At 70.5% G+C, this 23,731-nt stretch carries 19 protein-coding genes; 13 read left to right on the top strand and 6 right to left on the bottom strand.

The genetic code is table 11. From position 1 onward, the window contains the following. Positions 1-34 precede the first annotated feature (34 nt). The 3 genes from ACFY1J_RS25275 to ACFY1J_RS25285 all read right to left on the bottom strand — a co-directional run bounded on the left by ACFY1J_RS25275 (position 35) and on the right by ACFY1J_RS25285 (position 4,834). The gene (locus tag ACFY1J_RS25275; RefSeq protein ID WP_390709872.1) at positions 35-1,660 is read right to left on the bottom strand and encodes a penicillin-binding transpeptidase domain-containing protein; all 1,626 of its coding nucleotides are present in this window, start codon (positions 1,658-1,660) and stop codon (positions 35-37) included. A 566-nt stretch (positions 1,661-2,226) separates the two neighbouring features. Further along, positions 2,227-2,598, bottom strand: coding sequence for a hypothetical protein (locus ACFY1J_RS25280; protein ID WP_390709873.1), 372 nt, complete (start codon positions 2,596-2,598; stop codon positions 2,227-2,229). A gap of 490 nt (positions 2,599-3,088) precedes the next feature. Further along, a complete protein-coding gene (locus ACFY1J_RS25285; protein WP_390731983.1) occupies positions 3,089-4,834 on the bottom strand; it encodes a dolichyl-phosphate-mannose--protein mannosyltransferase in 1,746 nt (581 codons plus the stop codon). Between the two features lie 97 nt (positions 4,835-4,931). Here ACFY1J_RS25285 and rsmI point away from each other — a divergent pair, with 97 nt between their 5' ends. The 6 genes from rsmI to ACFY1J_RS25315 all read left to right on the top strand — a co-directional run bounded on the left by rsmI (position 4,932) and on the right by ACFY1J_RS25315 (position 10,789). Further along, positions 4,932-5,783, top strand: a complete 852-nt coding sequence (gene rsmI / locus ACFY1J_RS25290) for a 16S rRNA (cytidine(1402)-2'-O)-methyltransferase (RefSeq protein ID WP_390731984.1) — start codon at positions 4,932-4,934, stop codon at positions 5,781-5,783. A 246-nt stretch (positions 5,784-6,029) separates the two neighbouring features. Then, positions 6,030-6,425 carry a hypothetical protein gene (locus ACFY1J_RS25295; RefSeq protein ID WP_390731985.1) on the top strand — a complete coding sequence of 132 codons (396 nt, stop codon included), beginning with the start codon at positions 6,030-6,032 and terminating at the stop codon, positions 6,423-6,425. 48 nt (positions 6,426-6,473) lie between these two features. After that, positions 6,474-7,352, top strand: coding sequence for a TatD family hydrolase (locus ACFY1J_RS25300; RefSeq protein WP_390731986.1), 879 nt, complete (start codon positions 6,474-6,476; stop codon positions 7,350-7,352). Between the two features lie 110 nt (positions 7,353-7,462). Continuing rightward, positions 7,463-8,746 carry a ubiquitin-like domain-containing protein gene (locus ACFY1J_RS25305; RefSeq protein WP_390731987.1) on the top strand — a complete coding sequence of 428 codons (1,284 nt, stop codon included), beginning with the start codon at positions 7,463-7,465 and terminating at the stop codon, positions 8,744-8,746. A 271-nt stretch (positions 8,747-9,017) separates the two neighbouring features. Beyond that, entirely contained in the window at positions 9,018-9,899 is an 882-nt protein-coding gene (gene rsmA / locus ACFY1J_RS25310; protein ID WP_390709879.1) for a 16S rRNA (adenine(1518)-N(6)/adenine(1519)-N(6))-dimethyltransferase RsmA, read from the top strand. Further along, positions 9,896-10,789 (top strand): 4-(cytidine 5'-diphospho)-2-C-methyl-D-erythritol kinase, encoded by an 894-nt coding sequence (locus ACFY1J_RS25315; protein ID WP_390709880.1) that lies wholly within the window; start codon positions 9,896-9,898, stop codon positions 10,787-10,789. Before rsmA ends, ACFY1J_RS25315 begins: the two co-directional genes overlap by 4 nt. A gap of 5 nt (positions 10,790-10,794) precedes the next feature. Here the strand turns inward: ACFY1J_RS25315 and ACFY1J_RS25320 are convergent, their stop codons facing one another. Continuing rightward, entirely contained in the window at positions 10,795-11,385 is a 591-nt protein-coding gene (locus ACFY1J_RS25320) for a Uma2 family endonuclease (RefSeq protein ID WP_390709881.1), read from the bottom strand. Positions 11,386-11,542: 157 nt separating this feature from the next. On the opposite strand from ACFY1J_RS25320, the gene ACFY1J_RS25325 reads away from it, so the two are divergent. From ACFY1J_RS25325 to ACFY1J_RS25340, 4 genes are all read left to right on the top strand, one after another. After that, positions 11,543-13,351 carry an ABC-F family ATP-binding cassette domain-containing protein gene (locus ACFY1J_RS25325; protein ID WP_390709882.1) on the top strand — a complete coding sequence of 603 codons (1,809 nt, stop codon included), beginning with the start codon at positions 11,543-11,545 and terminating at the stop codon, positions 13,349-13,351. A 245-nt stretch (positions 13,352-13,596) separates the two neighbouring features. After that, the gene (locus ACFY1J_RS25330; protein ID WP_390731988.1) at positions 13,597-15,402 is read left to right on the top strand and encodes a PQQ-binding-like beta-propeller repeat protein; all 1,806 of its coding nucleotides are present in this window, start codon (positions 13,597-13,599) and stop codon (positions 15,400-15,402) included. Positions 15,403-15,457: 55 nt separating this feature from the next. Continuing rightward, the gene (locus ACFY1J_RS25335) at positions 15,458-17,320 is read left to right on the top strand and encodes a PQQ-binding-like beta-propeller repeat protein (RefSeq protein WP_390709884.1); all 1,863 of its coding nucleotides are present in this window, start codon (positions 15,458-15,460) and stop codon (positions 17,318-17,320) included. A gap of 250 nt (positions 17,321-17,570) precedes the next feature. After that, on the top strand, positions 17,571-18,269 hold the full coding sequence (locus tag ACFY1J_RS25340) for a LuxR C-terminal-related transcriptional regulator (RefSeq protein ID WP_390709885.1): 699 nt from the start codon (positions 17,571-17,573) through the stop codon (positions 18,267-18,269). Positions 18,270-18,330: 61 nt separating this feature from the next. Here ACFY1J_RS25340 and ACFY1J_RS25345 read toward each other — a convergent pair whose 3' ends face one another. Further along, entirely contained in the window at positions 18,331-18,669 is a 339-nt protein-coding gene (locus tag ACFY1J_RS25345; RefSeq protein ID WP_390709886.1) for a hypothetical protein, read from the bottom strand. A gap of 21 nt (positions 18,670-18,690) precedes the next feature. Further along, complete coding sequence (locus tag ACFY1J_RS25350; RefSeq protein WP_390710004.1) at positions 18,691-20,388, bottom strand: sodium:solute symporter family protein; 1,698 nt, start codon at positions 20,386-20,388, stop codon at positions 18,691-18,693. 131 nt (positions 20,389-20,519) lie between these two features. Between ACFY1J_RS25350 and galT the strand changes: the two genes are divergently transcribed. The 3 genes from galT to galK are packed head-to-tail and all read left to right on the top strand — an operon-like array spanning position 20,520 to position 23,724. Continuing rightward, on the top strand, positions 20,520-21,605 hold the full coding sequence (galT, locus tag ACFY1J_RS25355; RefSeq protein ID WP_390709887.1) for a galactose-1-phosphate uridylyltransferase: 1,086 nt from the start codon (positions 20,520-20,522) through the stop codon (positions 21,603-21,605). Beyond that, positions 21,602-22,570 carry a UDP-glucose 4-epimerase GalE gene (galE, locus tag ACFY1J_RS25360; protein WP_390709888.1) on the top strand — a complete coding sequence of 323 codons (969 nt, stop codon included), beginning with the start codon at positions 21,602-21,604 and terminating at the stop codon, positions 22,568-22,570. The genes galT and galE overlap by 4 nt, the downstream gene beginning before the upstream one ends. Further along, entirely contained in the window at positions 22,570-23,724 is a 1,155-nt protein-coding gene (gene galK / locus ACFY1J_RS25365; protein ID WP_390709889.1) for a galactokinase, read from the top strand. Before galE ends, galK begins: the two co-directional genes overlap by 1 nt. The last annotated feature ends 7 nt before the right edge of the window (positions 23,725-23,731 follow it).

The following is a 23,731-nucleotide window of genomic DNA, read 5'->3' on the forward strand; positions in this document are numbered from 1 at the left end:
ACCCACCCTAGAGTCCCTTCCTGTACGAGTGACTTCAGCCTCCCGTCCGTAGCACAGCTGCGACAATCGGCCCGGCCGCGTCGATGCCGTGGCCGCCGTCCTGGGTCATGGCCGCGGCCGCGATGTCATTGCGGTAACCGGTGAACCAGCTGTTGGACTTCGCCTGCCCGTCGACCTCCGCGGAGCCGGTCTTCGCGCCGATGCTGCCGCTCAGGCCGCGCATCACACCGGCCGCGGTGCCGCTGACCGCGGTGCGGTTCATCATCGAGCGCAGTTGCTGGACCGTGCCGGCCGTGAGGCCCCGGGCCGTGGCCAGATCGCGGCCGTCCAGCTTCTGCGACACGATCACCGGCTGCCGGAAGGTGCCCGTCATCGCGGTCGCCGTCACCGAGGCCAGGTTCAGCGGGCTCAGCTGCACCTGGCCCTGGCCGATCATGTTGGCCGCCGTGTCCGGGCCGCCGGAGGCGGGGACGCGGCCGTCGAAGGAGGGTATGCCGACCTTCCAGTTGCCCTGCCCGAGCCCGAAGCGCTCCCCGGCCTCCTTGGTGAGGGAGTCGACCTTCACCTCGTCCGCGTACTTCACGAACGCCGTGTTGCAGGAGCGGGCGAAGCTGTCGGAGAGCGTGGCGTGCTCGTCCGGGGCCAGGCCCTTGAGGTTGCTGAAGGTCTGGCTCTGCCAGGTGGCGGTCGGCGGGCAGGGCGCCGGGCCGGTCGCCGTCGTGATCCCGTTGTCGATGAGCGTCGCCGCGCTGACGATCTTCATCGTGGAGCCTGGCGCCAGCGTGCCGAGGAACGCCGCGTTGAACCCGTCGTCACGGTGGTTGGCGACCGCCAGCACCTCGCCGGTGCTGGGCTTCACGGCCACCACCGAGGACTCGGCGTACTTCGTCACCGCCTGCTCGGCCGCCGCCTGCGCGCTCGCGCTCAGTGTCGTCGGCAGCCGGCCCGCCCTGCCCTTGGCCAGGGTCAGCAGGGTCGTGTCGGCGGCCCCCTCGGCCTGGTGCCGGATGGCCAGCTCGACGCCGGGGGTGCCGCCCGCCTTCTCGCCGTAGCGGCTGCGCAGCTCGTCCAGGATCGGGCCCAGGGACGGGTACTTCTCCTTCGTCAGGACCTTGCCGTCCCGGTCCACGGCCTCGATGGCCGGGCTCGCCGAATCGCCGGTGACCAGCGTGTCGCCCGCCTGCAGCCGCGGATGGACGACGGACGGCTGCCAGTCGACGAGGGGGCGGTGCGTCGTCTCGCCGCGCACCACGGTCAACTCGCTCTTGTAGTCGAGCGGCTTGGACTTCCCGTCGTACGACACCGTCGCGCGGACCGTGAAGGGCACGGTCGCGCCGGTCGCCGTCCCGGGCGTGATGCTCACCTTGGTGATGTGCGCGTCCTCGCCGTAGGCCGTCAGCAGCACACCCGCTGCCTCGGCGTTGTTCGTGAACGACGCGGCCGTCGCCGCCTGCCCCTTCTCCCAGGCCGCGAAGAACTTCCGCGTGGTGTCCCGCACCTCGTCACCACTGGGCGGCCCGGTCCTCACCGACGCCGAGCCCCCGCCCGCTCCCCCGTCCCCGCCGAGCGCGGACAGAACGTTGTACGCCCCGTACCCGGCCCCACCCACCAGCGCGGCGAAAACCCCGCCCACGATGGTGACCTTGACCCCCTTGCGCATGCCGAAGTCCCCTCCCCCGTCCCCCGTTTCAGTCTTCGAACTGTAGGTGGCACAAGAGGGAACTGTGGGGTGGTTCGGCGGGAAGCGGTCGGGCCTGCGCGGTGGGCGCAGGCCCGGACAGCAGAGTCGCTGTGGTCAGGGCGGTCGCCGCCAACGCCATGATCTTCTTTATGGTGTTGATCACATCATGATGGGAACACCCCCCAACAGACGCTCTTGAGGCTGTCGGGGTACGGAGCCGGAAGCGTCGCAGGGCTTTCGCCTCTGCTCGGGGCACGCCACGCTGCCTGGGCTGCGGTGCTCGCCCTCAGGTGACCTGCAACCGCACCTGCGTTCTCTGGACGAGGTGTGGACGGTGGATGTCACTCCCTGGCGTCAGCACCTAGTTTTCGCAGGTCATAGCGACTTCGGCTGCGTTTTCTTGGGGGGACTGCGGGTCCGCGGAAAATCGCGGCTCACAGGCGGCGGCCTGCGCGGTCTGTGATTTACAGAGCAGGGTCCTCGAAGCGCGTGCGAAGCAGGGCCTTGCTGACCTGTTCAAGAGCGCCGATGGCGATGGCGGGCCGTCAGGGGCTGCCCGGGCCGGCCGCTGCCAGGGCTTCCGCCGCTACCCGTCGCAGCGCACGGTGCGTGATCCAGCTGCTTTTCCCGCCAGCCAGGTGCGCCACGGCCTGGCCCACCCATTCCGGGTCGCCGAGGAGATGTGGCTTTCCCTCGTCTATGAGCTGCCGCAGCAGATACTCCAGCCGGAGGGCGTCCACCGCCCGGTATGGGCGCGCGTGCCGGTCGAAGCGCAGCTGGTGGTCCTCGTACGGGTGGCGCAGTGTCATGTGCATCCAGCCGCCGTCGCGCCCGGCGACCATTCCCCTCAGCGTGTACATGCCCCTGCTGTTTGTGTTCCAGGAGTGCTTGCCCCAGGTGATCCAGATGCCAGTCATGATCCTGGACCACGGGATCAACCGTCCCTCGGAGTCTGGCTCATGCTGGTAGAGCCCGCCCGGGCTGAACTCCACCCAGTGGGCATCCGGTCGTGTGGCGTCCCCGACTCCCCAATGGCCGTCGGCCAGTTCCAACGGTCCCAGGAATGTGCCGTCCCCTACCATCCCGTCATTGAATCACGTGTTCTATGAACTGTTGTGCCATCTGCCCAGTACCTCCCGTCCGTACCGTGCCCGCAACTCCTCGCTGAACAGCCCCATTTCGAAGGGGTCGGTGTAGCAGCGGCCTCCACGTCCCGCTTCCGCTGACGCATGCCGACCGCCCGTCGTCGATCTGGCCGCGGTCGAGTCGCGCGGTCTGTAAATCTGCTCGTGCCCAGAACCGGGCCGTCTCTGGGCCGTCCGAGGGCGACCTACGACAGCCGCCAACGACCGACAACGACTACGAGGGCGCGGCGGCCTGCCGCGCCCTCGTAGTCTGTTCGCCCAGCTAGACCCAGGTATCCAGCCACATCCGCGACCGCCAGCTGTCGATCGGGATCGCCGTGCCCGTGTACAGCGGCCAGAAGTAGATGAAGTTCCAGGCGATCAGCAGGACCAGGACGCCCGCGGCCGCCGAGCCGATCACGCGGCGGGTGTCGGTGGAGCCGGGAGGGCTGATGATCGCGCCGATCAGCATGGCCACCGCCAGGCACAGGAACGGGACGAAGACGACCGCGTAGAAGAGGAAGATCGTGCGCTCCTGGTACATGAACCAGGGGAGGTAACCGGCCGCGATGCCGCAGGCGATGGCGCCCGCGCGCCAGTCTCGGCGGAAGGCCCAGCGCCACAGGACGAAGAGGATCGCGAAGCAGGCCGCCCACCACAGCACCGGCGTGCCGATGGCGAGGACCTCACGGGCGCACTTCTGGCCCGCGTCCGCCGGGCAGCCGTCCGCGCCGGGCGAGGGCGACTCGTAGAAGTACGAGACCGGGCGGCCCAGCACGATCCAGCTCCACGGGTTCGACTGGTAGGTGTGCGGGGACGACAGGCCGACGTGGAACTCGTACACCTCGTGCTCGTAGTGCCACAGGCTGCGCAGCCAGTCGGGCAGGAAGGTCCAGCTGCCGCCCTTGCCGTCGGTCGCCGCCCAGTTGCGGAAGTAGCCGCCGGTGCCGTCGGTCGGGGAGAGGATCCAGCCGATCCAGGAGAACAGGTACACGGCGACGGCCACCGGGACCGTGGCCAGGAACGTGATGCCCGTGTCGTGCTTGAGGACCGCCCGGTACGGGTGCCAGGCACCGGCCACCTTGCGGGCGCCGACGTCCCACAGCAGCGCCATCACACAGAACGCGGCCAGGATGTAGAGGCCGTTCCACTTCGTGCCGATGGCCAGGCCGAGCAGGAGGCCCGCCGCCCAGCGCCAGGGCCGCCACCCCAGACGGAGACTGTCACCGACGTGCGGGTCCGGGCGGACCCGGCCGTCCGCGTCCATGGGCAGCGCGGCCGCGAGTTTCTCCCGCGACTTGTCCCGGTCGATGACGAGGCAGCCGAAGGCCGCGAGCACGAAGAACATCAGCACGCCGTCGAGCAGCGAGGTGCGGCTCATCACGAAGTGCAGCCCGTCCACCGCCATCAGCGCGCCGGCCAGACAGCCGAGGAACGTCGAGCGGAAGACGCGGCGCCCGATCCGGCACAGCAGCAGCACGCTCAGCGTGCCCAGCAGCGCCGTCATGAACCGCCAGCCGAACGGGTCGAACCCGAAGATCAGCTCGCCGAGTCCGATGACGTACTTGCCCACCGGCGGGTGCACCACGTACGCCGCGTCCGACGGGATGCCGACGTGCCCCGCCTTCTGCAGGATCAGATCGTTGGCGTTCTTGTTCCAGTTGACCTCGAAGCCGCGGTGGACGAGCGCCCAGGCATCCTTGGCGTAGTACGTCTCGTCGAATATCACCGCCTTCGGGCTGCCCAGGTGCCAGAACCGCATCAGGCCCGCCATCAGCGTCACCAGCAGCGGACCGCCCCAGCCCGACCAGCGGCCGATCCGCTCGGCCAGCGTCCGCGGCACGCCCAGGACCAGCCACAGCCGCGGGCTGGGCTGCGCGTACGGCGGCACCAGCCGGTCGAGGACATCGCCGTCGCTTCTGTGCCCCGCCGGGTAGCCGAAACGGCGCAGCCGCTGCTGCCACGACGGCCGCTGGTCGTGCGGTGCCTGGCCCTGCCGGGTGTCCGTGGAGGACGCGGTACTGGTCACCGCGCCATCGTAGGGAAACGTTCTGTGTGAGTCCCGCGCATGGGCCTCACCGGTTGGTGTGCGTTGCGCCTCCCAGGGCCCTGGGAGGATGGGGAGCGTGACTGGAACCCTTGTTTTGGCGGGCACCCCCATCGGCGACATCGCGGACGCGCCGCCCCGGCTCGCTCAGGAGCTCGCCGGCGCGGACGTCGTCGCCGCCGAGGACACCCGGCGGCTGCGGCGGCTCACCCAGGCGCTGGGCGTGACGCCCAAGGGCCGCGTGGTGTCCTACTTCGAGGGCAACGAGTCGGCCCGCACGCCCGAGCTGGTCGAGGAGTTGCTCGCAGGGGCGCGTGTGCTCCTCGTCACGGACGCCGGCATGCCGTCGGTCTCCGACCCCGGCTACCGCCTGGTTGCCGCGGCCGTCGAGAAGGACATCCACGTCACCGCGGTGCCCGGACCGTCCGCCGTGCTCACCGCGCTCGCGCTGTCCGGACTGCCCGTCGACCGGTTCTGCTTCGAGGGGTTCCTGCCGCGCAAGGCGGGCGAACGGCTCTCCCGGCTGCGCGAGGTCGCCGAGGAGCGGCGCACCCTCGTCTACTTCGAGGCCCCGCACCGCCTCGACGACACCCTCGCCGCGATGACCGAGGTGTTCGGCGCCGAGCGGCGCGCCGCGGTGTGCCGGGAGCTGACCAAGACGTACGAGGAGGTACGGCGCGGACCGCTCGCCGAGCTGGCCGCCTGGGCCGCGGAGGGGGTGCGCGGCGAGATCACCGTCGTCGTCGAGGGCGCCCCCGAGCGCGGCCCCGAGGAGCTCGACGCCGGGGAACTGGTGCGCCGGGTGCGGGTGCGCGAGGAGGCGGGGGAGCGGCGCAAGGAGGCGATCGCCGCGGTGGCCGCGGAGGCGGGACTGCCCAAGCGGGAGGTGTTCGACGCGGTGGTCGCGGCGAAGAACGCGCCGCCGTCGTGAGGGGGCTCACGTCGGGCTCACATCCCCTCTGAGCAGGCTGCTTCTCCCATGAGCGCGCGCCCCATGGGTGGGCAAAGGGCAGTTGCGGAAGGCAAAGCCCGCACCCGGTACCCGGGGCCGGTATGGCAAGGAAAGTCCAAATCGCCTCCAACACTCGACAGGCCGGGTGCGTTCGCGTCGGTGAAGGCGTCCACTTGGTCGAAGGGACGCACCCGTCCCTTTGTCCAGCGGACCCGAGGAGCTGGCATGAGTGAGATCGCAGGGCAGACCGGCCTCCGCGGTACGGCGAGCGCAGTCGTTCACGAGTCGTATTCCTTCGCCTGCATGCGATGCGGGCACGGCTGGGAGCAGTCGTACGCGATAGAGCACCACACGGACGCCGACGGCCACGAGTTCGTCACGTACGTGGCGAACGGCACGGTCGTCCCGTCCCCGCTGAGCCGGCCCAGCTGCCAGAACTGCGACGGCCACGTCGTACGGATCATGCGGCCGGGGCAGGTCTCGTCGGTGCGCAGCGCGGCGCAGCGGCACCCGCACGGGACGCAGCCCGAGGCCGAGGCCGGGACGCCCGCGCAGGCCGAGGAGCAGCACCACTGGCATCTGTCCGATCTCCTGCATCCGTTCCAGCGCAGGGCGAGCTGAACCACCTCGCCCGGCCGACGGGGCATGCCCCTTTCGTAGGATCGGGGCATGCCTTCGAACGCCGACAAGAACGCGGCACCGCCGCTCCCGGAGCCCCTCCGGGTGCCCGTCGCCGACTCCCACACCCACCTCGACATGCAGTCCGGCACCGTCGAGGAAGGCCTTGCCAAGGCCGCGTCGGTGGGAGTGACGACGGTCGTCCAGGTCGGCTGCGACATCAAGGGCTCGCGGTGGGCCGCGCAGACGGCGGCGGCGTACGACAGCGTCCACGCGACCGTCGCCCTGCACCCCAACGAGGCCCCGCGCATCGTCCACGGCGACCCCGACGGCTGGTTGCGGCAGGGTGCGCGCGAGCCGGGCGGCGACGCGGCGCTGGACGAGGCGCTCGCCGAGATCGACCGGCTGGCCGCTCTGCCCCAGGTCAAGGGCGTCGGCGAGACGGGCCTGGACCACTTCCGCACCGGGCCCGAGGGCAAGGCGGCCCAGGAGCGGTCCTTCCGCGCCCACATCGAGATCGCCAAGCGGCACGGCAAGGCACTGGTCATCCACGACCGCGACGCCCACGCCGACGTCCTGCGCGTCCTGAAGGAGGAGGGCGCCCCCGAGCGCACCGTCTTCCACTGCTACTCGGGCGACGCCGAGATGGCCGAGGTGTGCGCACGCGAGGGCTACTACATGTCCTTCGCCGGGAACGTCACCTTCAAGAACGCCCAGAACCTGCGCGACGCCCTCGTCGTCGCCCCGCTGGAACTGGTCCTCGTGGAGACCGACGCGCCCTTCCTGACCCCGGCGCCCTACCGCGGACGGCCCAACGCCCCCTATCTCGTTCCGGTCACCGTGCGCGCGATGGCCGCCGTGCGCGGCATCGACGAAGACGCGCTGGCGACCGCCCTGGGGGCGAACACGGCCCGCGCCTTCGGCTACTGATCGCACGTTCGGTGGGCAACAGTCCGTAATCGCGCGACTTTGGAGAGCGACGCCCGCTCCGCTAGGTTCTGGGGGCCCGATCCGGACCCCTCTGGCTCCCTGGAGCGTGCGTGAGCAAGTCGCAGTACGAGACGTACGGCCCCGACCCCCTGGTGCACACCGCGGAGACCCTGCCCTACGGGATGTACGAGGCCCCTTTGTACGAGGACACCTACCGGCCCTCCTGCGAACGGCAGGTGCTGCCCCGCCAGACGCACGGGCGAGCCGCGCGGCGGCGCCGGGCACGCTCCGCCGCACGGTCGGAGTCCACCGTGCGCCGACTGGTGCCGCAGGCGCTGGTCGTCGCGTTCCTCGCCGGCGGCACCACCGCGTTCGTCGCCAAGGACAAGGCGGTCGAGCTCACCGTCGACGGGAAGCCGCGCACGCTGCACACCTTCGCCGACGACGTGACCGAACTGCTCGCCCAGGAGGGCGTGCGCGTCGGGGCGTACGACCTGGTGGTGCCCGCTCCCGGCACGGCGCTCGCCAGCGGCGACGAGGTCGAGGTGCACTACGGGCGCCCCCTGCGGCTCACCCTGGACGGTCAGCGGCGCGAGGTGTGGACGACGGCGCGCACGGTCGACGAGGTGCTCGCCCAGCTGGGCGTGCGTGCCGAGGGCGCCTACCTCTCGGCCTCGCGCTCCCGGCCCATCGGACGCGCCGGGCTCACGCTCGACGTCCGCACCGAGCGCGCCGTCACGATCATGGCGGACGGCCGGGCCCGCGTCATCCGCACCAACGCGGCGACCGTCCGCGAGGCCGTCGAGGAGGCCGGGGTCACCCTGCACGGCGAGGACACCACGTCCGTCCCGCCCGAGAGCTTCCCGCGGGACGGGCAGACGGTGACCGTGCTGCGGGTGACCGGCACCCAGGAGGTCCGGGAGGAGGCGATCCCGTTCGACGTGACGCGAACCGCCGACCCCGCGCTGTTCCGGGGCACGGAGGTCGTCGAGCGGGCCGGGCAGCCGGGGCTGCGGCGGGTCGCCTACCTCGTGCGGACCGTCAACGGGGTCCGGCAGAAGCCGCGCCTGGAGCAGTCCGAGGTCGTGCGGGAGCCGCGCGCCCAGGTCGTGAAGGTGGGTTCGAGGCCGCATCCGCCGTCCGTGCAGGACGCCGACGACCTGGACTGGGACCGCCTCGCGGACTGCGAGTCCGGCGGCCGGACGCACGCGGTGGACCCGTCGGGGACGTACGGCGGCCTCTACCAGTTCGACTCCCGCACCTGGCACAGCCTCGGCGGCAAGGGGCGCCCGCAGGACGCGTCGGAGGACGAGCAGACGTTCCGGGCGAAGAAGCTGTACGTGCAGCGGGGCACGAGCCCCTGGCCGCACTGCGGGTCCCGGCTGCACGGCTAGGGGGTGTCGTTCGGATCATCCCGGCATCGCGGGCCCTGGCACGCACTCCCCCAAGCTCTTCGAGCAGGGGGGACCCCAGCCGCGTTGTCGTCACTCGCCGGCTCCCCCAAGCTCTCGGCTTCGCTCGACCAGGGGGCACCCCCCATGACCCCGCTCGGGGTCGGCCAGACCGCACCCCTCGTCACGGCCGACCTGATCCGAACGACACCCCCCGGCCGTCGCCCGGGGCACCCTGGCGATCCCGGCGGCCGCACCCCCGTACCCTTGTCCCGTGAGCAGCCCCACCCCAGACGCCCTCCTCGGCCCCGCCGACATCCGTGAGCTCGCGGCAGCGCTGGGCGTGCGTCCCACCAAGCAGCGCGGCCAGAACTTCGTGATCGACGCGAACACCGTCCGCCGGATCGTCCGCACCGCCGAGGTCCGCCCCGACGACGTGGTCGTCGAGGTCGGCCCGGGGCTCGGCTCCCTCACCCTCGCGCTGCTGGAGGTCGCCGACCACGTCACCGCCGTCGAGATCGACGACGTCCTGGCCGGCGCGCTGCCCTCGACGATCGCGGCGCGCATGCCGGGGCGCGCGGACCGGTTCGCGCTGGTCCACTCCGACGCGATGCACGTCGCCGAGCTGCCCGGCCCCGCCCCCACGGCCCTCGTCGCGAACCTGCCCTACAACGTGGCCGTCCCGGTGCTGCTGCACATGCTCGACACCTTCCCCGGCATCGAGCGGACGCTGGTGATGGTGCAGTCCGAGGTCGCTGACCGGCTCGCCGCCGCGCCCGGTTCGAAGGTGTACGGCGTGCCCTCCGTCAAGGCCAACTGGTACGCCGAGGTGAAGCGGGCCGGGGCCATCGGCCGCAATGTCTTCTGGCCCGCGCCGAACGTCGACAGCGGGCTCGTCTCCCTCGTCCGGCGGGCAGAGCCGATCAAGACGACCGCCTCCAAGCGCGAGGTCTTCGCGGTCGTCGACGCGGCGTTCGCACAGCGGCGCAAGACCCTGCGGGCCGCGCTCGCCGGCTGGGCGGGCTCCGCCGCGGCCGCCGAGGCCGCCCTCGTCGCCGCCGGCATCTCGCCGCAGGCGCGCGGGGAGTCGCTGACGGTCGAGGAGTTCGCGCGGATCGCCGAGCACAAGGACGCGTACGAGGGGACGGGCAAGTGAGCGTCACGGTCAGGGTTCCGGCCAAGGTCAACGTCCAGCTCGCCGTGGGCGCCGCCCGGCCGGACGGGTTCCACGACCTCGCCAACGTCTTCCTCGCCGTCGGCCTGTACGACGAGGTCACGGTCACCCCGGCGGAGGAGCTGCGCGTCACCTGCGAGGGACCGGACGCGGACCAGGTCCCCCTGGACCGCACCAACCTCGCGGCGCGCGCGGCGATCGCGCTCGCCGGGCGCCGTGGCATCGACCCGGCCGTGCACATCCACATCACCAAGGACATCCCGGTCGCCGGCGGCATGGCGGGCGGCAGCGCGGACGGCGCGGGCGCGCTGCTCGCCTGCAACGCACTGTGGGGGTCGGGCGCCTCCCGCGCCGAACTCCTCGCCATCTGCGCCGAGTTGGGCAGCGACGTGCCCTTCAGCCTGGTGGGCGGGGCGGCCCTGGGCACCGGGCGCGGGGAGCAACTGACGGCTCTGGAGGTCGGCGGCACCTTCCACTGGGTGTTCGCGATGGCGGACCGCGGGCTGTCGACCCCGGCCGTCTTCCGTGAGTTCGACCGGTTGGCTCAGGGGCGGGACATTCCGGAGCCGGTGGCTTCCGGGGAACTGCTCAAGGCGCTGGAGAAGGGCGACTGCGACGCGCTGGCGGCGGCGGTCTCCAACGACCTGCAGCCTGCAGCGCTGTCCCTGTTCCCGGAGCTGGCGGACACACTTGCGGCGGGGCGCGGCGCGGGCGCGGCGGCGGCCCTGGTCTCGGGTTCCGGGCCCACGACGGCCTTCCTGACGCGGGATGCGGAGTCGGCGGAGAAGGTGGCTCAGGCGCTGCGGGCGTCGGGGACGTGCCGGTCGGTGCGGACGGCTTCCGGCCCGGTGGCGGGCGCGACGGTGGTCTGAATCGATCAGAGGGTGTCGATGGCCGTCAGATCGATGTCGATGGGAAAGGGCTTGTCGACCTTGATGCGGTCGCGGTAGGTGCCGGTCGACCGGTATACGCCGGTGTCTTCCGAGAGTTCGAAAACCTCGATGGCCGGGTGTTCGTCCGGCCCGCTCATCTCGACCAGCCAGTAGTGCCGGATCCCAGCCGCGGCGTACTTGTGCGTCTTGGTGAGCCGGTCGCGGGATTCGGACTCGGGGGAGATGACCTCGACAGCCAGAACCACATCCGGTCCCTCGATGTATGTCTGCCGCCGCCCCTTCTTGGCGGTCGCTTTGATCACGGAGATGTCCGGCTCGGGTCCGTTGCGCCGATCCAGCACCACCGTCATCTCGCGCGCGACCTTGAAATCGGCGGGCACCGTGCCGCGCAAGCCGCTCACCAGCAGGTCGATCGCGTCCGTGTGGAACAAACGCTGCGGGCGCACGAGTACCAGGCTCCCGTCGATCAACTCGGTGTGCGGCGGGAGATCAGGCAGTGTGAGCAGGTCGTCCACGGTGTAGCCGTCCAGCGGGGGCATGCGCCATCCGGACTGCTCTGCGGGCTGGGCTGTCATGGTTCCTCCCATGGACAAGATCCTGCTGCCTGTCCTCCACGGTAGCGGCCGCATCCCGATCACGTCATCACAAAGAGTGACCGCCCCCTCGCGCCCCGCCCCCACCCCCGCAGGCCCTAGGCTAGAAGGCTGACCGACCCCCCTGCGCAGGAGTGAAATGGCCGTCAACCTGGTCAATGTCGAGAACGTCAGCAAGGTGTACGGCACCCGTGCCCTGCTGGACGGTGTCTCGCTCGGCGTGTCGGAAGGGGACCGGATCGGGGTCGTCGGACGCAACGGCGACGGAAAGACCACCCTCATCCGGATGCTGGCCAAGCTGGAGGAGCCCGACACCGGACGGGTCACGCAGTCCGGCGGGCTGCGGCTCGGCGTGCTCACCCAGCACGACTCCCTCGACCCGTCCGCCACCGTCCGCCACGAGGTCATCGGTGACATGGCCGACCATGAGTGGGCAGGAAACGCCAAGGTCAGGGACGTACTCACCGGGCTGTTCGGCGGGCTCGACCTGCCCGGCTTCCCCAAGGGGCTGGACACCGTCATCGGCCCGCTGTCCGGTGGCGAGCGGCGGCGGATCGCGCTCGCCAAGCTGCTCATCGAGGAGCAGGACCTGCTCGTCCTCGACGAGCCCACCAACCACCTCGACGTCGAGGGCATCTCCTGGCTGGCCCGGCATCTGCAGAACCGGCGCTCGGCGCTCGTGTGCGTGACGCACGACCGGTGGTTCCTCGACCAGGTGTCCACCCGCATGTGGGACGTCCAGCGCGGTGACGTGTACGAGTACGAGGGCGGCTACTCCGACTATGTCTTCGCCCGCGCCGAGCGCGAGCGCATCGCCGCCACCGAGGAGACCAAGCGGCAGAACCTCGTCAGGAAGGAGCTGGCCTGGCTGCGCCGCGGCGCGCCCGCCCGTACCTCCAAGCCACGCTTCCGTGTCGAGGCCGCCAACGAGCTGATCAAGGACGTGCCGCCGCCGCGCGACAGCAGCGAGCTGATGAAGTTCGCCTCCTCGCGGCTCGGCAAGACCGTCTTCGACCTGGAGGACGTGAGCGTCCAGGCCGGGCCCAAGGTGCTGCTCAAGCACGTCACCTGGCAGCTCGGTCCCGGCGACCGCATCGGCCTGGTCGGCGTCAACGGCGCCGGCAAGACCTCTCTGCTGCGCGCCATGGCCGACGCGGCCCGCACCCAGGGGGAGGCGCAGCCCGCGGGCGGCCGGGTCACCGTCGGCAAGACCGTCAAGCTCGCCTATCTGTCCCAGGAGGTCGCCGAGCTGAACCCGAACTGGCGGGTCCTGGAGGCGGTGCAGCAGGTGCGCGAGCGCGTCGATCTCGGCAAGGGCCGCGAGATGACGGCGGGACAGCTGTGCGAGACGTTCGGCTTCAACAAGGAGAAGCAGTGGACGCCGGTGGGGGACCTGTCCGGCGGTGAGCGGCGCCGCCTGCAACTGCTGCGGCTGCTGATGGACGAGCCGAACGTCCTCTTCCTCGACGAGCCCACCAACGACCTCGACATCGAGACCCTCACCCAGCTGGAGGACGTCCTCGACGGCTGGCCCGGCTCGATGATCGTCATCTCCCACGACCGGTTCTTCGTCGAGCGCACCACCGACCGGGTGTTCGCCCTCCTCGGCGACGCCACCCTGCGGATGCTGCCGCGCGGCATCGACGAGTACCTGGAGCGGCGGCAGCGGATGGAGGAGGCGGTCGCCGCCTCGGCCGCCGCCGCGGCGCCCAGGGCCGCCGCCCCGGAGAAGAGCGCCGCCGGCCAGCGCGCCGCCAAGAAGGAACTCCAGAAGATCGAGCGCCGGCTGGACAAGATCTCCGAGCAGGAGACCAAGCTGCACACGCAAATCGCCGAGAACGCCACGGACTTCGCGAAGGTCGCCGAACTCGACGCGCAGCTGCGGGACTTGACGGGCGAGCGGGAGGAGCTGGAGCTGCGGTGGCTGGAACTGGCGGAGGACGCCTGACCTTTCCTCTCTCTCGTCATCCCTCGCGCGCAGGGGGCGCGTGCGCTGCGTGAAGGGGGCGTGAAGGCGCATAACGACGCCATCACGGGCCGGTCCTCCCTTGGGAACAGGGGTGGGCACGGCCCCGTGTGCTGTCTGTACCGGGTGATAGAAAGAGCCGTCTGAGAACTTTCTGAGTACGACCTTGGGTCCGACACGAACCTCAGGGCGTGGCTAAAAATCAGTGAACGAGGGGGAGAGCGCTGATGACTCAGCCGCCCAACCAGCCGCCGCAGCAGGGTGGTTTCGGAGCACCGCAGGACCAGCCACCACAGGGCGGCGGCTTCGGGCCCCCGCAGACGCCACCCGCGCAGACGCCGCCCGCGCAGGGAGGTTTCGGCGCCCCCCAGGGCACTCCGGCGGCCCCGCCTCCGCCGGCCCAGCCGCCCCAGCAGCCGCAGCCGGGCTACGGCTACCCGCAGCAGCCCGGCCCGTACGGACAGCAGCCCGGTCCCTATGGCGCCCCCGGCGCATACGGGCAGCCGCAGCAGCCGGGGCCGTACGGACAGCAGCCCGGTTACGGCTACCCGCAGCAGCCGCAGTTCCCCGGCGCGCCCGGCACCCCGCCGCCCGGCGGCTCGAAGAACCCCTTCAAGGGGAAGCCCGCCGTGATCACCGCGGCCGCGGTGGCGGCGCTGCTCGTCGTCGGCGTGGGCATCTACGTGGCCAGTGGCGACGACGGCGGCAAGAAGAAGCCCGTCGCCCAGCAGAGCGACGACTCCAAGTCCACCGGCTCCGCCGACCCGGTCAACCCCGGTGACGGCAGCGGCGACGGCGGCTCGGACCCGGACAACCTCAACGAGGGCCGCAAACCCGGCGAGGCCAGGGTGCTCTGGTACAAGACGGCTCCGGACGCGCCCGGTTCCGGCGCCGACGCACCCGGTATGTGGGTCACCGGAAGCACGGCGGTGAAGGCGGCGTACAAGCAGGTCTTCGGCTACCGCGTCGGCAATGGCGACCCGGCCTGGTCCCCGATCACCTTCGCGCAGAAGATCTGCGCGGTCACCCCGGTGAAGTCGGCCGACAACAAGGTCGTCGTGGCGTACATGAGCGGCACCAGCGACCGCGCCAAGTGCAACCAGCTCCAGCAGATCGACCTCGACACCGGCAAGAAGGGCTGGAGCGGCACGGTCGCCGACGGCGCGCTGTTCGACAGCACGCTCAGCCTGGAGCTGACCATCGCCGGCAAGACGCTGATGGTGGGCCGCTCGCAGTCGGGCACGGCGTACGACCTCGCCAGCGGCAAGAAGCTGTTCGACAAGAAGAGGTACGGCACCGACTGTTTCCCGACCGCGTTCGCGGGCGGCACGAACCGTCTGATCTCCGTGGCCTCCTGCGACGCCACCGGCAGCAACGAGCACGACGAGATCCAGGAGCTCGACCCGGCCACCGGCAAGGTCCGTTGGACCCAGCCGGTGAAGAAGGGCTGGACGGTCGCGCGGACCTACTCCGTCGACCCGCTCGTGGTCTATCTGACCAACGAGGACAAGAAGGCCTGGAACATCTCCACCTTCACCAGCAACGGCAAGTTCCGCTCCGAGGTCAAGGTCGACGAGAAGTTCGCCCCGCAGTGCGGCTGGGCGATCCTCGAACGCGACCTCCAGGGCTGCCAGGGCGTCGCCGCCGACGCGAACACCCTCTATCTGCCCACCGACTCCACCAGCGGCGCCAACGAGATCGTCGCGATCAGCCTGGCCACCGGCAAGGCCGCGTGGCGTGTGAAGTCCCCGGCGGACGAGTCGATGACGCCCGTCAAGGTGGAGGGCGGCCAACTCGTGGCCTACGTCCACCCGTCGTACGACGCGGGCGGCCAGGTCGTGTCGATCCCCACGACCGGCTCCGCCCACACCACGACGAAGCTGCTGCAGAACCCGCAGGGCACCGCGGAGATCGAGGACGGCTTCTTCGACGGTGCGATCGAGTGGGCCGACGGACGCTTCTACATCTCGTCCACCCGGCTCAACGGCAACGACGACACGAAGGAGAAGCTGATGCTTGCCTTCGGCAAGTGAGCCCGGTCCGCACCCCGCTTCTCCTCCGTCCCCGTCCTTCCGAGGTACACCTGTCATGACCCAGCCGCCTCCGCCGCCCAACCAGCCCCCGCAGCAGGGCGGTTTCGGCCCGCCCCAGGACCAGCCGCCCGCGACGCCCACGCCGCCGCCTGCCACTCCGCCGACCCCGCCGGGTCTCCAGAAGGCGCCGGAGCCGGGCTATGGCTATCCGCAGCAGGCCCCGCAGACGCCGCCTCCGCCGCCCGGCTACGGATACCCCCAGGCCCCGCAGGGCGCCCCGCAGACGCCCCCGGGCTACGGCTACCCCGCCCAGCCGCCGAACCCGTACACCCAGCCCAACGCGTACGGCCAGCAGCCCGGTTACGGGCAGCAGCCGGGCTATGGACAGCAGCCCGGTTACGGCTACCCGGGCCGGCCCACCATGCCGCTCCAGCCGCAGCCCGGGGCGCCGGGCGGGGGCGGACGGAAGGTCAACTCCTCGCTCGTCATCATCGTCTCGGCCCTCGTCGTGATCGCCCTGATCGTCGGCGGCGGCATCTGGTACGCGAAGTCGTCCGGCGACGACGGCAAGAAGCACGACACCGCGAGCTCCGGCGGCACCACCGGCGGCAAGGACGGCAAGGGCGGCAAGGGCGGCAGCGGGGGCACGACCTCGGGCGGCAAGGAGAAGGTGCCCTCGGACCCCGCCTCCGCGATCAGCTTCAAGGTCCCGCTGCCCAAGGCGGACGACACGGTCGTCACCACCGGCTCCTGGCTCACCGACAAGGTGTACGCCAAGAGCGGCATCGCCCAGATCGTCGGCTACGACCCCGACAGCGGCAGCAAGCTGTGGACGATCGACCTGCCCGGCCCCGTGTGCAACGCGACCACCCACGTCACGTCGGACAACCTGACGGCGATCACCTTCCAGCCGAAGATGCCCGCGAAGAGCTCCTCCGCGGGCTGCAGCCAGGTCGCGGCCATCGACCTCGACGCGGGCAAGAAGCTGTGGACGAAGACGGCCAAGTCCGGTGACTACGCCATCAACTTCGACAATGTGACGGTCGCCCAGCGGACCGTCGCGGTCGGCAGCACCAATGGCGGCGCCGCCTTCGACATCGACTCCGGCAAGGTGCTCTGGCAGCCGAAGCCGACCGATACCTGCTACGACGCCGGGTACGGCGGCGGCGACCAGTTGGTGGCCGTGCGCAAGTGCGGTCAGTACGACAACCGCCAGCTGCACATCCAGACCATCGACCCCAAGTCGGGCAAGGTGATCTCCGAGTACAAGATGGCCCAGGGCATCGAGTACGCCAGCGTCGTCTCGACGAACCCGCTGGTGGTGGCCGCCGACGTCGGCGACAGCGCGGGCGACGGCAGTGGCATCTCGGACTACTTCTCCATCGACAACAAGACCGGCAAGCTGCGCGCCAGGATCAACGCGCCCGGTGACTCTTACGGCGGCCGCTGCGACGGCATCTCCCGCATCGAGTACTGCAAGGAGATCGTGGTCGGCAACGACAAGCTGTACGTGCCGACCGAGGAACACGACGGCAAGGGCGACTACAGCAAGACCAACGAGATCGTCGCGTTCGACCTGAGCACCGGCAAGCAGACCGGCCAGCGCGCCGATGCCGGCGACGGCTACACGATCTCCCCGCTGCGCATGGACGGCGGCAACCTGATCGCGTACAAGCGCCCGCCCTACGACAAGGGCGGCCAGATCGTCAGCATCGACGGCGGCTCCTTCAAGGAGACCAAGCTGCTGGAGAACCCGGCCACCCGGGACGTGCGGGACGTGGAGACCAGCATGCTGCCGGAGTACGCGGAGATCCTCTACGCCCAGGGGCACCTCTACATGTCGGCGGTCTTCGCCCACAAGTCGGACTCCGCGTACGGCAAGGAGTACCTGGCGGTCGCGTTCGGCGCGGGCGGCTGATCGCGCGCCCCCCGTTTGACGGCCCCGCCCCTGCTCAGGGGCGGGGCCGTTCACGTACCGCTCATCACCCTCGAATGCCAGAAATTCCGTCGATCCGGGGCACTTCTCATCAGTAGGGGCAGCGCGACGTCGAACAAGCGTGTAGCTTCCGGGGTCATGAAGGGCAGGGGTGCCGGGGGGCCCTCTGTCCATGTGGACCAGTGGACATCCATGGTGGGGCATCCATTGGGGGGACTGGGGGGTTGCTTCTATGGGAGTGCGGCTCATGGTGGTCGACGACCACCGATTGCTCGCGGAGGCGCTGGCCTCGGCGCTGAAGCTGCGCGGGCACCGGGTGCTCGCGGCGGCGGCTCCGGCCGCGGGCGCGGCGGAGCTGGTGATCAGCCGTGCGCCCGAGGTGTGCCTGCTGGGTACGGCGGCACCGGCCGAGCCGGGGGCCTTCGATCCGGTGGTGCGGATCAAGCGGGAGCGCCCGCAGGTCGCGATGCTGGTTCTGGGCCCGGTGCCGTCCCCGCGGGGGATCGCGGCGGCCTTCGCGGCCGGTGCGTCGGGGTACGTGCGTCATGACGAGCGGATAGAAGGGGTGGAACGGGCGATCATGAAGGCCCGGGCGGGCGAGGCGGCCGTCGCCCCGCAACTGCTCCAGGGAGCCTTCAGCGAACTCCTGAATCCCGCCGCCCAGCCCGACGACGAGGGCCAGCGCCTGCTGCAGATGCTCACCCCGCGGGAGGTCGAGGTCCTGGTCAGGGTTGCCGACGGTGAGGACACCCGGCTGATCGCGGCCGGCATGGGCATCGCCCCGAGCACGGCCCGTACCCATGTGCAGCGCGTCCTGATGAAGCTGGGCGTCGGCTCCCGGCTGGAGGCGGCGGCCCTGGCGGCCCGGACGGGGCTGCTGGACAGGGCGGGACCGGTGCCGAACGCGTCGACCGCGCACCCGGACTCCTAGGAGGGTGCCGTCCCCCGCGCCGCTGGGGCCGGAGCGCGATGGACTCCGGCCCCACGGGGCGTCACTCGCGCGGCTTGTCGTCCGGGGCGGCCTCCGGGAGCGGTGGCGGGGTGGGCCGCAGCTTCAGCCAGACCAGGAAGAACAGGCCGAGCAGCAGCATCCCGATCCCGGTCCACAGATTGATGTTCACGCCCTGCGCCTTGGCCATCTCGGCGTCCGAGGCGGTGATGCCGGCGATCGTGACGATGATCCCGTAGACCACGAACAGGACGCCGATGATGCGGCGCAGGTCGAAGATGCGGGCCGCGGTCGTGGACCGGTGCTCCAGTTCGGTGACTTCCTGCTGGACGTCCCTCTCGGAGTATCCGGGGTGCCCGGGGTACTCGTGGTGGTCGGACATGGTCTCTCCATTCTCCCGCGGTCAGAACGAGAACGGGATGTAGCAAGCGGCGGCCAGGATCACCGCGCCCCAGCCCAGCAGGGCCGGCCTGCGGTACCAGGCGTCGTCGCCGGCGGCGGGCGGCTCGGCCATGCCGGGGGAGCGGGTGCCGTAGACGAGGCCCTCCAGGTCCTCGGCCGGCTTCGGCGCGGTGAACAGCGTGACGATGAACATGACGACCGCGCCGGCCACGAAGCCCGCGATCGCGGAGACGAAGTTGGCGCCCTGGTCGCTGGGGATGCCGATGATGCCCCGCTTGTAGATGACGAAGTAGTTGACCATCGCCGTGACGGTGCCGGCGAGCAGCCCCCAGAAGCCGGACTTCGCCGATGCCCGCTTCCAGAACATGCCGACGATGAAGACGACGAACATCGGCACGTTGAAGAAGGAGAACAGCGTCTGCAGGTAGGCCATGATGTTCGAGAACGAGGAGGCCAGGAACGCCGTGCCGACGGAGGCCGCCACGCCGATCGCCGTGATCAGGCGGCCGAAGCGGACGTAGTACTCGTCCTCGCGGTGCCGGATCACGTACTTCGACCAGATGTCGTTGGTGAACACCGTGTTGAAGGACGACACGTTGGCCGCCATTCCGGCCATGAACGCCGCCAGCAGACCCGTCACCGCGATGCCCAGCACGCCGTTGGGCAGCAGCTCCTGCATGAGATAGGGGATGGCGTCGTTGTACTGGAGGGGGGAGTTCTTGGTGCCGATGTTCGGCACCAGCGCGGCGGTGACCAGGCCCGGGATCATCACCAGGAAGACGATGAAGATCTTCGGGTACGCGGCGATCAGCGGCGTGCGCTGTGCTGCGGAGAGGTTCCTCGCGGACAGGGCGCGCTGCACCTCGGCGAAGTTCGTCGTCCAGTAGCCGAAGGACAGCACGAAGCCGAGGCCGAGGACGATGGTCAGCCAGTTGGCGCCGAGCGGGTTGGGACTGCCGATGCCCGTGCCGCCCCATGCGGTGACGAAGTCGGGGCCGTGCAGCACGGTGAGCCTGTCGCTCAGCCCGCTCCAGCCGCCGACCTTCTTCAGGCCGAGCACGGAGATCGGGATGAGGGCCGCCAGGATCACGAAGAACTGCAGCACCTCGTTGTAGATCGCGGAGGAGAGCCCGCCGAGGGTGATGTAGGCGAGCACGAAGAAGCCGGCGACCACGATCGCCACCCACTGCGGCCAGCCCAGCAGGGCCTCGACGACGATCGCGAGGGCGTAGAGGTTCACACCGGCGATCAGGATCGCCGCAAAGGCGAACAGGATCGAACTCAGCAGGTGGGCCCACCGGTCGAAGCGCAGCAGCAGGAACTCGGGGACCGAGCGGACCTTGCTGCCGTAGTAGAAGGGCATCATCACCAGGCCGAGGAAGACCATGGCGGGGATGGCGCCGATCCAGTACCAGTGGACGGTGTAGGCGCCGTACTGCGCGCTGTTGGCCGCCATGCCGAGGATCTCGGTCGCGGCGAGATTGGCCGAGATGAACGCGAGACCGGTGATCCAGGCGGGCAGGGAACGCCCGGAGAGGAAGAAGTCCAGGGTGGTCTTCACCGAGCGGCGAGCCGCGAGGCCGATGCCCAGGACGACGGCGAAGTAGATCGCGAGGATCGTGTAGTCCAGCCCGTTCGTGGGGAGCCGCAGCTCGGCTGCCAGATGCTCTGGGGCCTGTGTGAGGGCATATGTGTGGATTTGCACTCCGTTATTGAACACGTCCGCTCATCCACGTTGTTTGATTGCGATGTTGACTGTCGTGGTGAGTTGTGTTTTGGTGTGTGCGTTTCTGTTTGAAGGTTGAAGGTGGCTCGGATAGGGAGTCCGTAGTGAAGAAGACCTCGACTCGACTGGCCGACGGTCGTGAGTTGATCTACTACGACCTGCGGGACGACACCGTGCGCGACGCGGTCGACCGGCGCCCCCTCGACCGCACCGTGACCACCTCCGAGATCCGCCGCGACCCGCTGCTCGGCGACCGGGTCGCGATCGCCTCGCACCGCCAGGGCCGCACCTATCACCCCCCGGCCGACGAGTGCCCCTTGTGCCCATCGGCGAGCGGCCGCCTGAGCGAGATCCCGGACTCGTCGTACGACGTCGTCGTCTTCGAGAACCGCTTCCCGTCGCTGGCCGGCGACTCGGGCCGGTGCGAGGTCGTCTGCTTCACCTCCGACCACAACGCGTCCTTCGCCGACCTCACCGAGGAACAGGCCCGCCTCGTCCTCGACGCGTGGACGGACCGGACCTCGGAGCTGTCGCACCTCCCCTCCGTCGAGCAGGTGTTCTGCTTCGAGAACCGCGGCGAGGAGATCGGCGTGACGCTCGGTCACCCGCACGGCCAGATCTACGCGTACCCCTACACCACCCCGCGCACCGCGCTGATGCTGAACTCCCTCGCCGCCCACAAGGAGGCCACCGGCGGCGGCAACCTCTTCGACACCCTCATAGAGCAGGAGCTCGCCGGTGAGCGGGTCGTCCTTGAGGGTGAACACTGGGTGGCCTTCGTGCCGTACGCCGCGCACTGGCCCTACGAGGCCCACCTGTACCCCAAGCGCCGCGTCCCCGACCTGCTCGCGCTCGACGAGGCGGCGCGCTCAGAGTTCCCCAAGGTTTATCTGGAACTCTTGAGGCGCTTCGACCGGATCTTCGATGGGGGGGATGGAGGGGAAAACTCTGCGGGTGAGCCTCCGACGCCGTACATCTCCGCCTGGCACCAGGCACCGTTCGGCCAGCTGGAGGAGTTCGAGGGTGTCAGCCGTGACGACTTCGCGCTCCACCTTGAGCTTTTCACCATCCGCCGCACTTCCGGCAAGCTGAAGTTTCTCGCGGGTTCCGAATCCGGCATGAGCGTGTTCATCAACGACGTGCCGCCGGAACGCGCGGCCGAGCGACTGCGAGAGGTAGCGAGTTCATGAGCGGCAAGTATCTGGTGACCGGCGGTGCGGGCTACGTCGGCGGCGTCGTCGCCCAGCACCTGCTGGAGGCCGGCCACGAGGTCACGGTCCTGGACAACCTCTCCACCGGCTTCCGCGAGGGCGTGCCCGCGGGCGCCGCCTTCGTCGAGGGCGACATCCGCGACGCCGCCAAGTGGCTCGACCCCTCCTACGACGGCGTCCTGCACTTCGCCGCCTTCTCCCAGGTCGGCGAGTCGGTCGTGAAGCCCGAGAAGTACTGGGACAACAACGTCGGCGGCACCATGGCGCTGCTCGGCGCGATGCGCGAGGCCGGCGTCCGCAAGCTCGTCTTCTCCTCCACCGCGGCCACCTACGGCGAGCCGGAGCAGGTCCCGATCGTCGAGACCGCCCCCACCCGGCCCACCAACCCCTACGGCGCCTCCAAGCTCGCCGTCGACCACATGATCAGCGGCGAGGCCGCCGCCCACGGTCTGGGCGCGGTGTCGCTGCGCTACTTCAACGTGGCCGGCGCCTACGGCGCGCAGGGCGAGCGGCACGACCCCGAGTCGCACCTCATCCCCCTCGTCCTCCAGGTCGCCCAGGGCCGCCGCGACGCGATCTCCGTCTTCGGCGACGACTACCCGACCCCGGACGGCACCTGCGTGCGCGACTACATCCACGTCGCGGACCTGGCCGAGGCCCACCTGCTCGCCCTCGGGGCCGCGCGGCCCGGCGAGCACCTGATCTGCAACCTCGGCAACGGCGAGGGCTTCTCCGTCCGCGAGGTCATCGAGACCGTCCGCCGGGTGACCGGCCACCCGATCCCCGAGGTCGTGGCCCCGCGCCGGGGCGGCGACCCCGCCGTCCTGGTCGCCTCCGCCCAGGCCGCCCGCGAGCGCCTCGGCTGGAACCCGTCCCGTGCGGACCTCGCCGCCATCGTCGCGGACGCCTGGGAGTTCGCGCAGAAGATCGCAAGGGAGCAGTAGTGGGGGCACAGCAGGTCCGCGAGGGCTTCGTCGAGCTGTACGGGACCGAACCGGAGGGCGTCTGGTCCGCGCCCGGCCGGGTCAACCTGATCGGCGAGCACACCGACTACAACGACGGCTTCGTCATGCCGTTCGCGCTGCCGCACGTGGCGACGGCGGCGGTGTCCCGGCGCACGGACGGGGTGCTGCGCCTGCACTCCTCGGACGTCGAGGGCGGTGTCGTGGAGCTCTCGCTCGACGCCCTCGCACCCGAGAGCGACCGCAACTGGACGGCGTACCCGGCCGGTGTGGTCTGGGCGCTGCGTGAGGCCGGCCACCCGGTCACCGGCGCCGACATCCACCTCGCCTCGACGGTCCCGACCGGCGCCGGCCTGTCCTCCTCGGCCGCCCTGGAGGTCGTGATCGCCCTGGCCCTGGGCGACCTGTACGAACTCGGCCTCCAGCGCTGGCAGTTGGCCCGCCTGTGCCAGCGCGCGGAGAACGTCTACGTCGGCGCCCCCACCGGGATCATGGACCAGACCGCGTCGGCCTGCTGCGAGGAGGGCCACGCCCTGTTCCTCGACACCCGTGACCTCTCCCAGAAGCAGATCCCCTTCGACCTGGCGGCAAAGGGCATGCGCCTGCTGGTGGTCGACACCCGGGTCAAGCACGCCCACAGCGACGGCGAGTACGGCAAGCGCCGGGCCGGCTGCGAGAAGGGCGCGGCGCTGCTCGGCGTCGACGCGCTGCGGGACATCCCCTACGCCGGCCTGGACGCGGCACTGGCCCGGCTGGGCGACGAGGAGGAGGTGCGCCGCCTGGTGCGCCACGTCGTCACGGAGGACCAGCGCGTCGAACGCGTCGTGGCGCTCCTGGAGTCGGGCGACACCCGGGCGATCGGCCCGGTCCTCACCGAGGGCCACGCCTCGCTCCGCGACGACTTCCGCATCTCCTGCCCCGAGCTGGACCTGGTCGTCGACACGGCCCTGACCGCGGGCGCGCTCGGCGCGCGGATGACCGGCGGCGGCTTCGGCGGCTCGGCGATCGTCCTCGCGGAGGCAACCGACGTCGACACGATCACCAAGGCGATCGAGGAGGCCTTCACCGCGGCGAACTTCACGGCACCGCGGCTCTTCGAGGCGGTACCGGCGGCGGGGGCGCGGCGGGTGGGCTGACGGCCGG

It is taken from the genome of Streptomyces sp. NPDC001406, assembly GCF_042895285.1.
Lineage (GTDB): Bacteria > Actinomycetota > Actinomycetes > Streptomycetales > Streptomycetaceae > Streptomyces.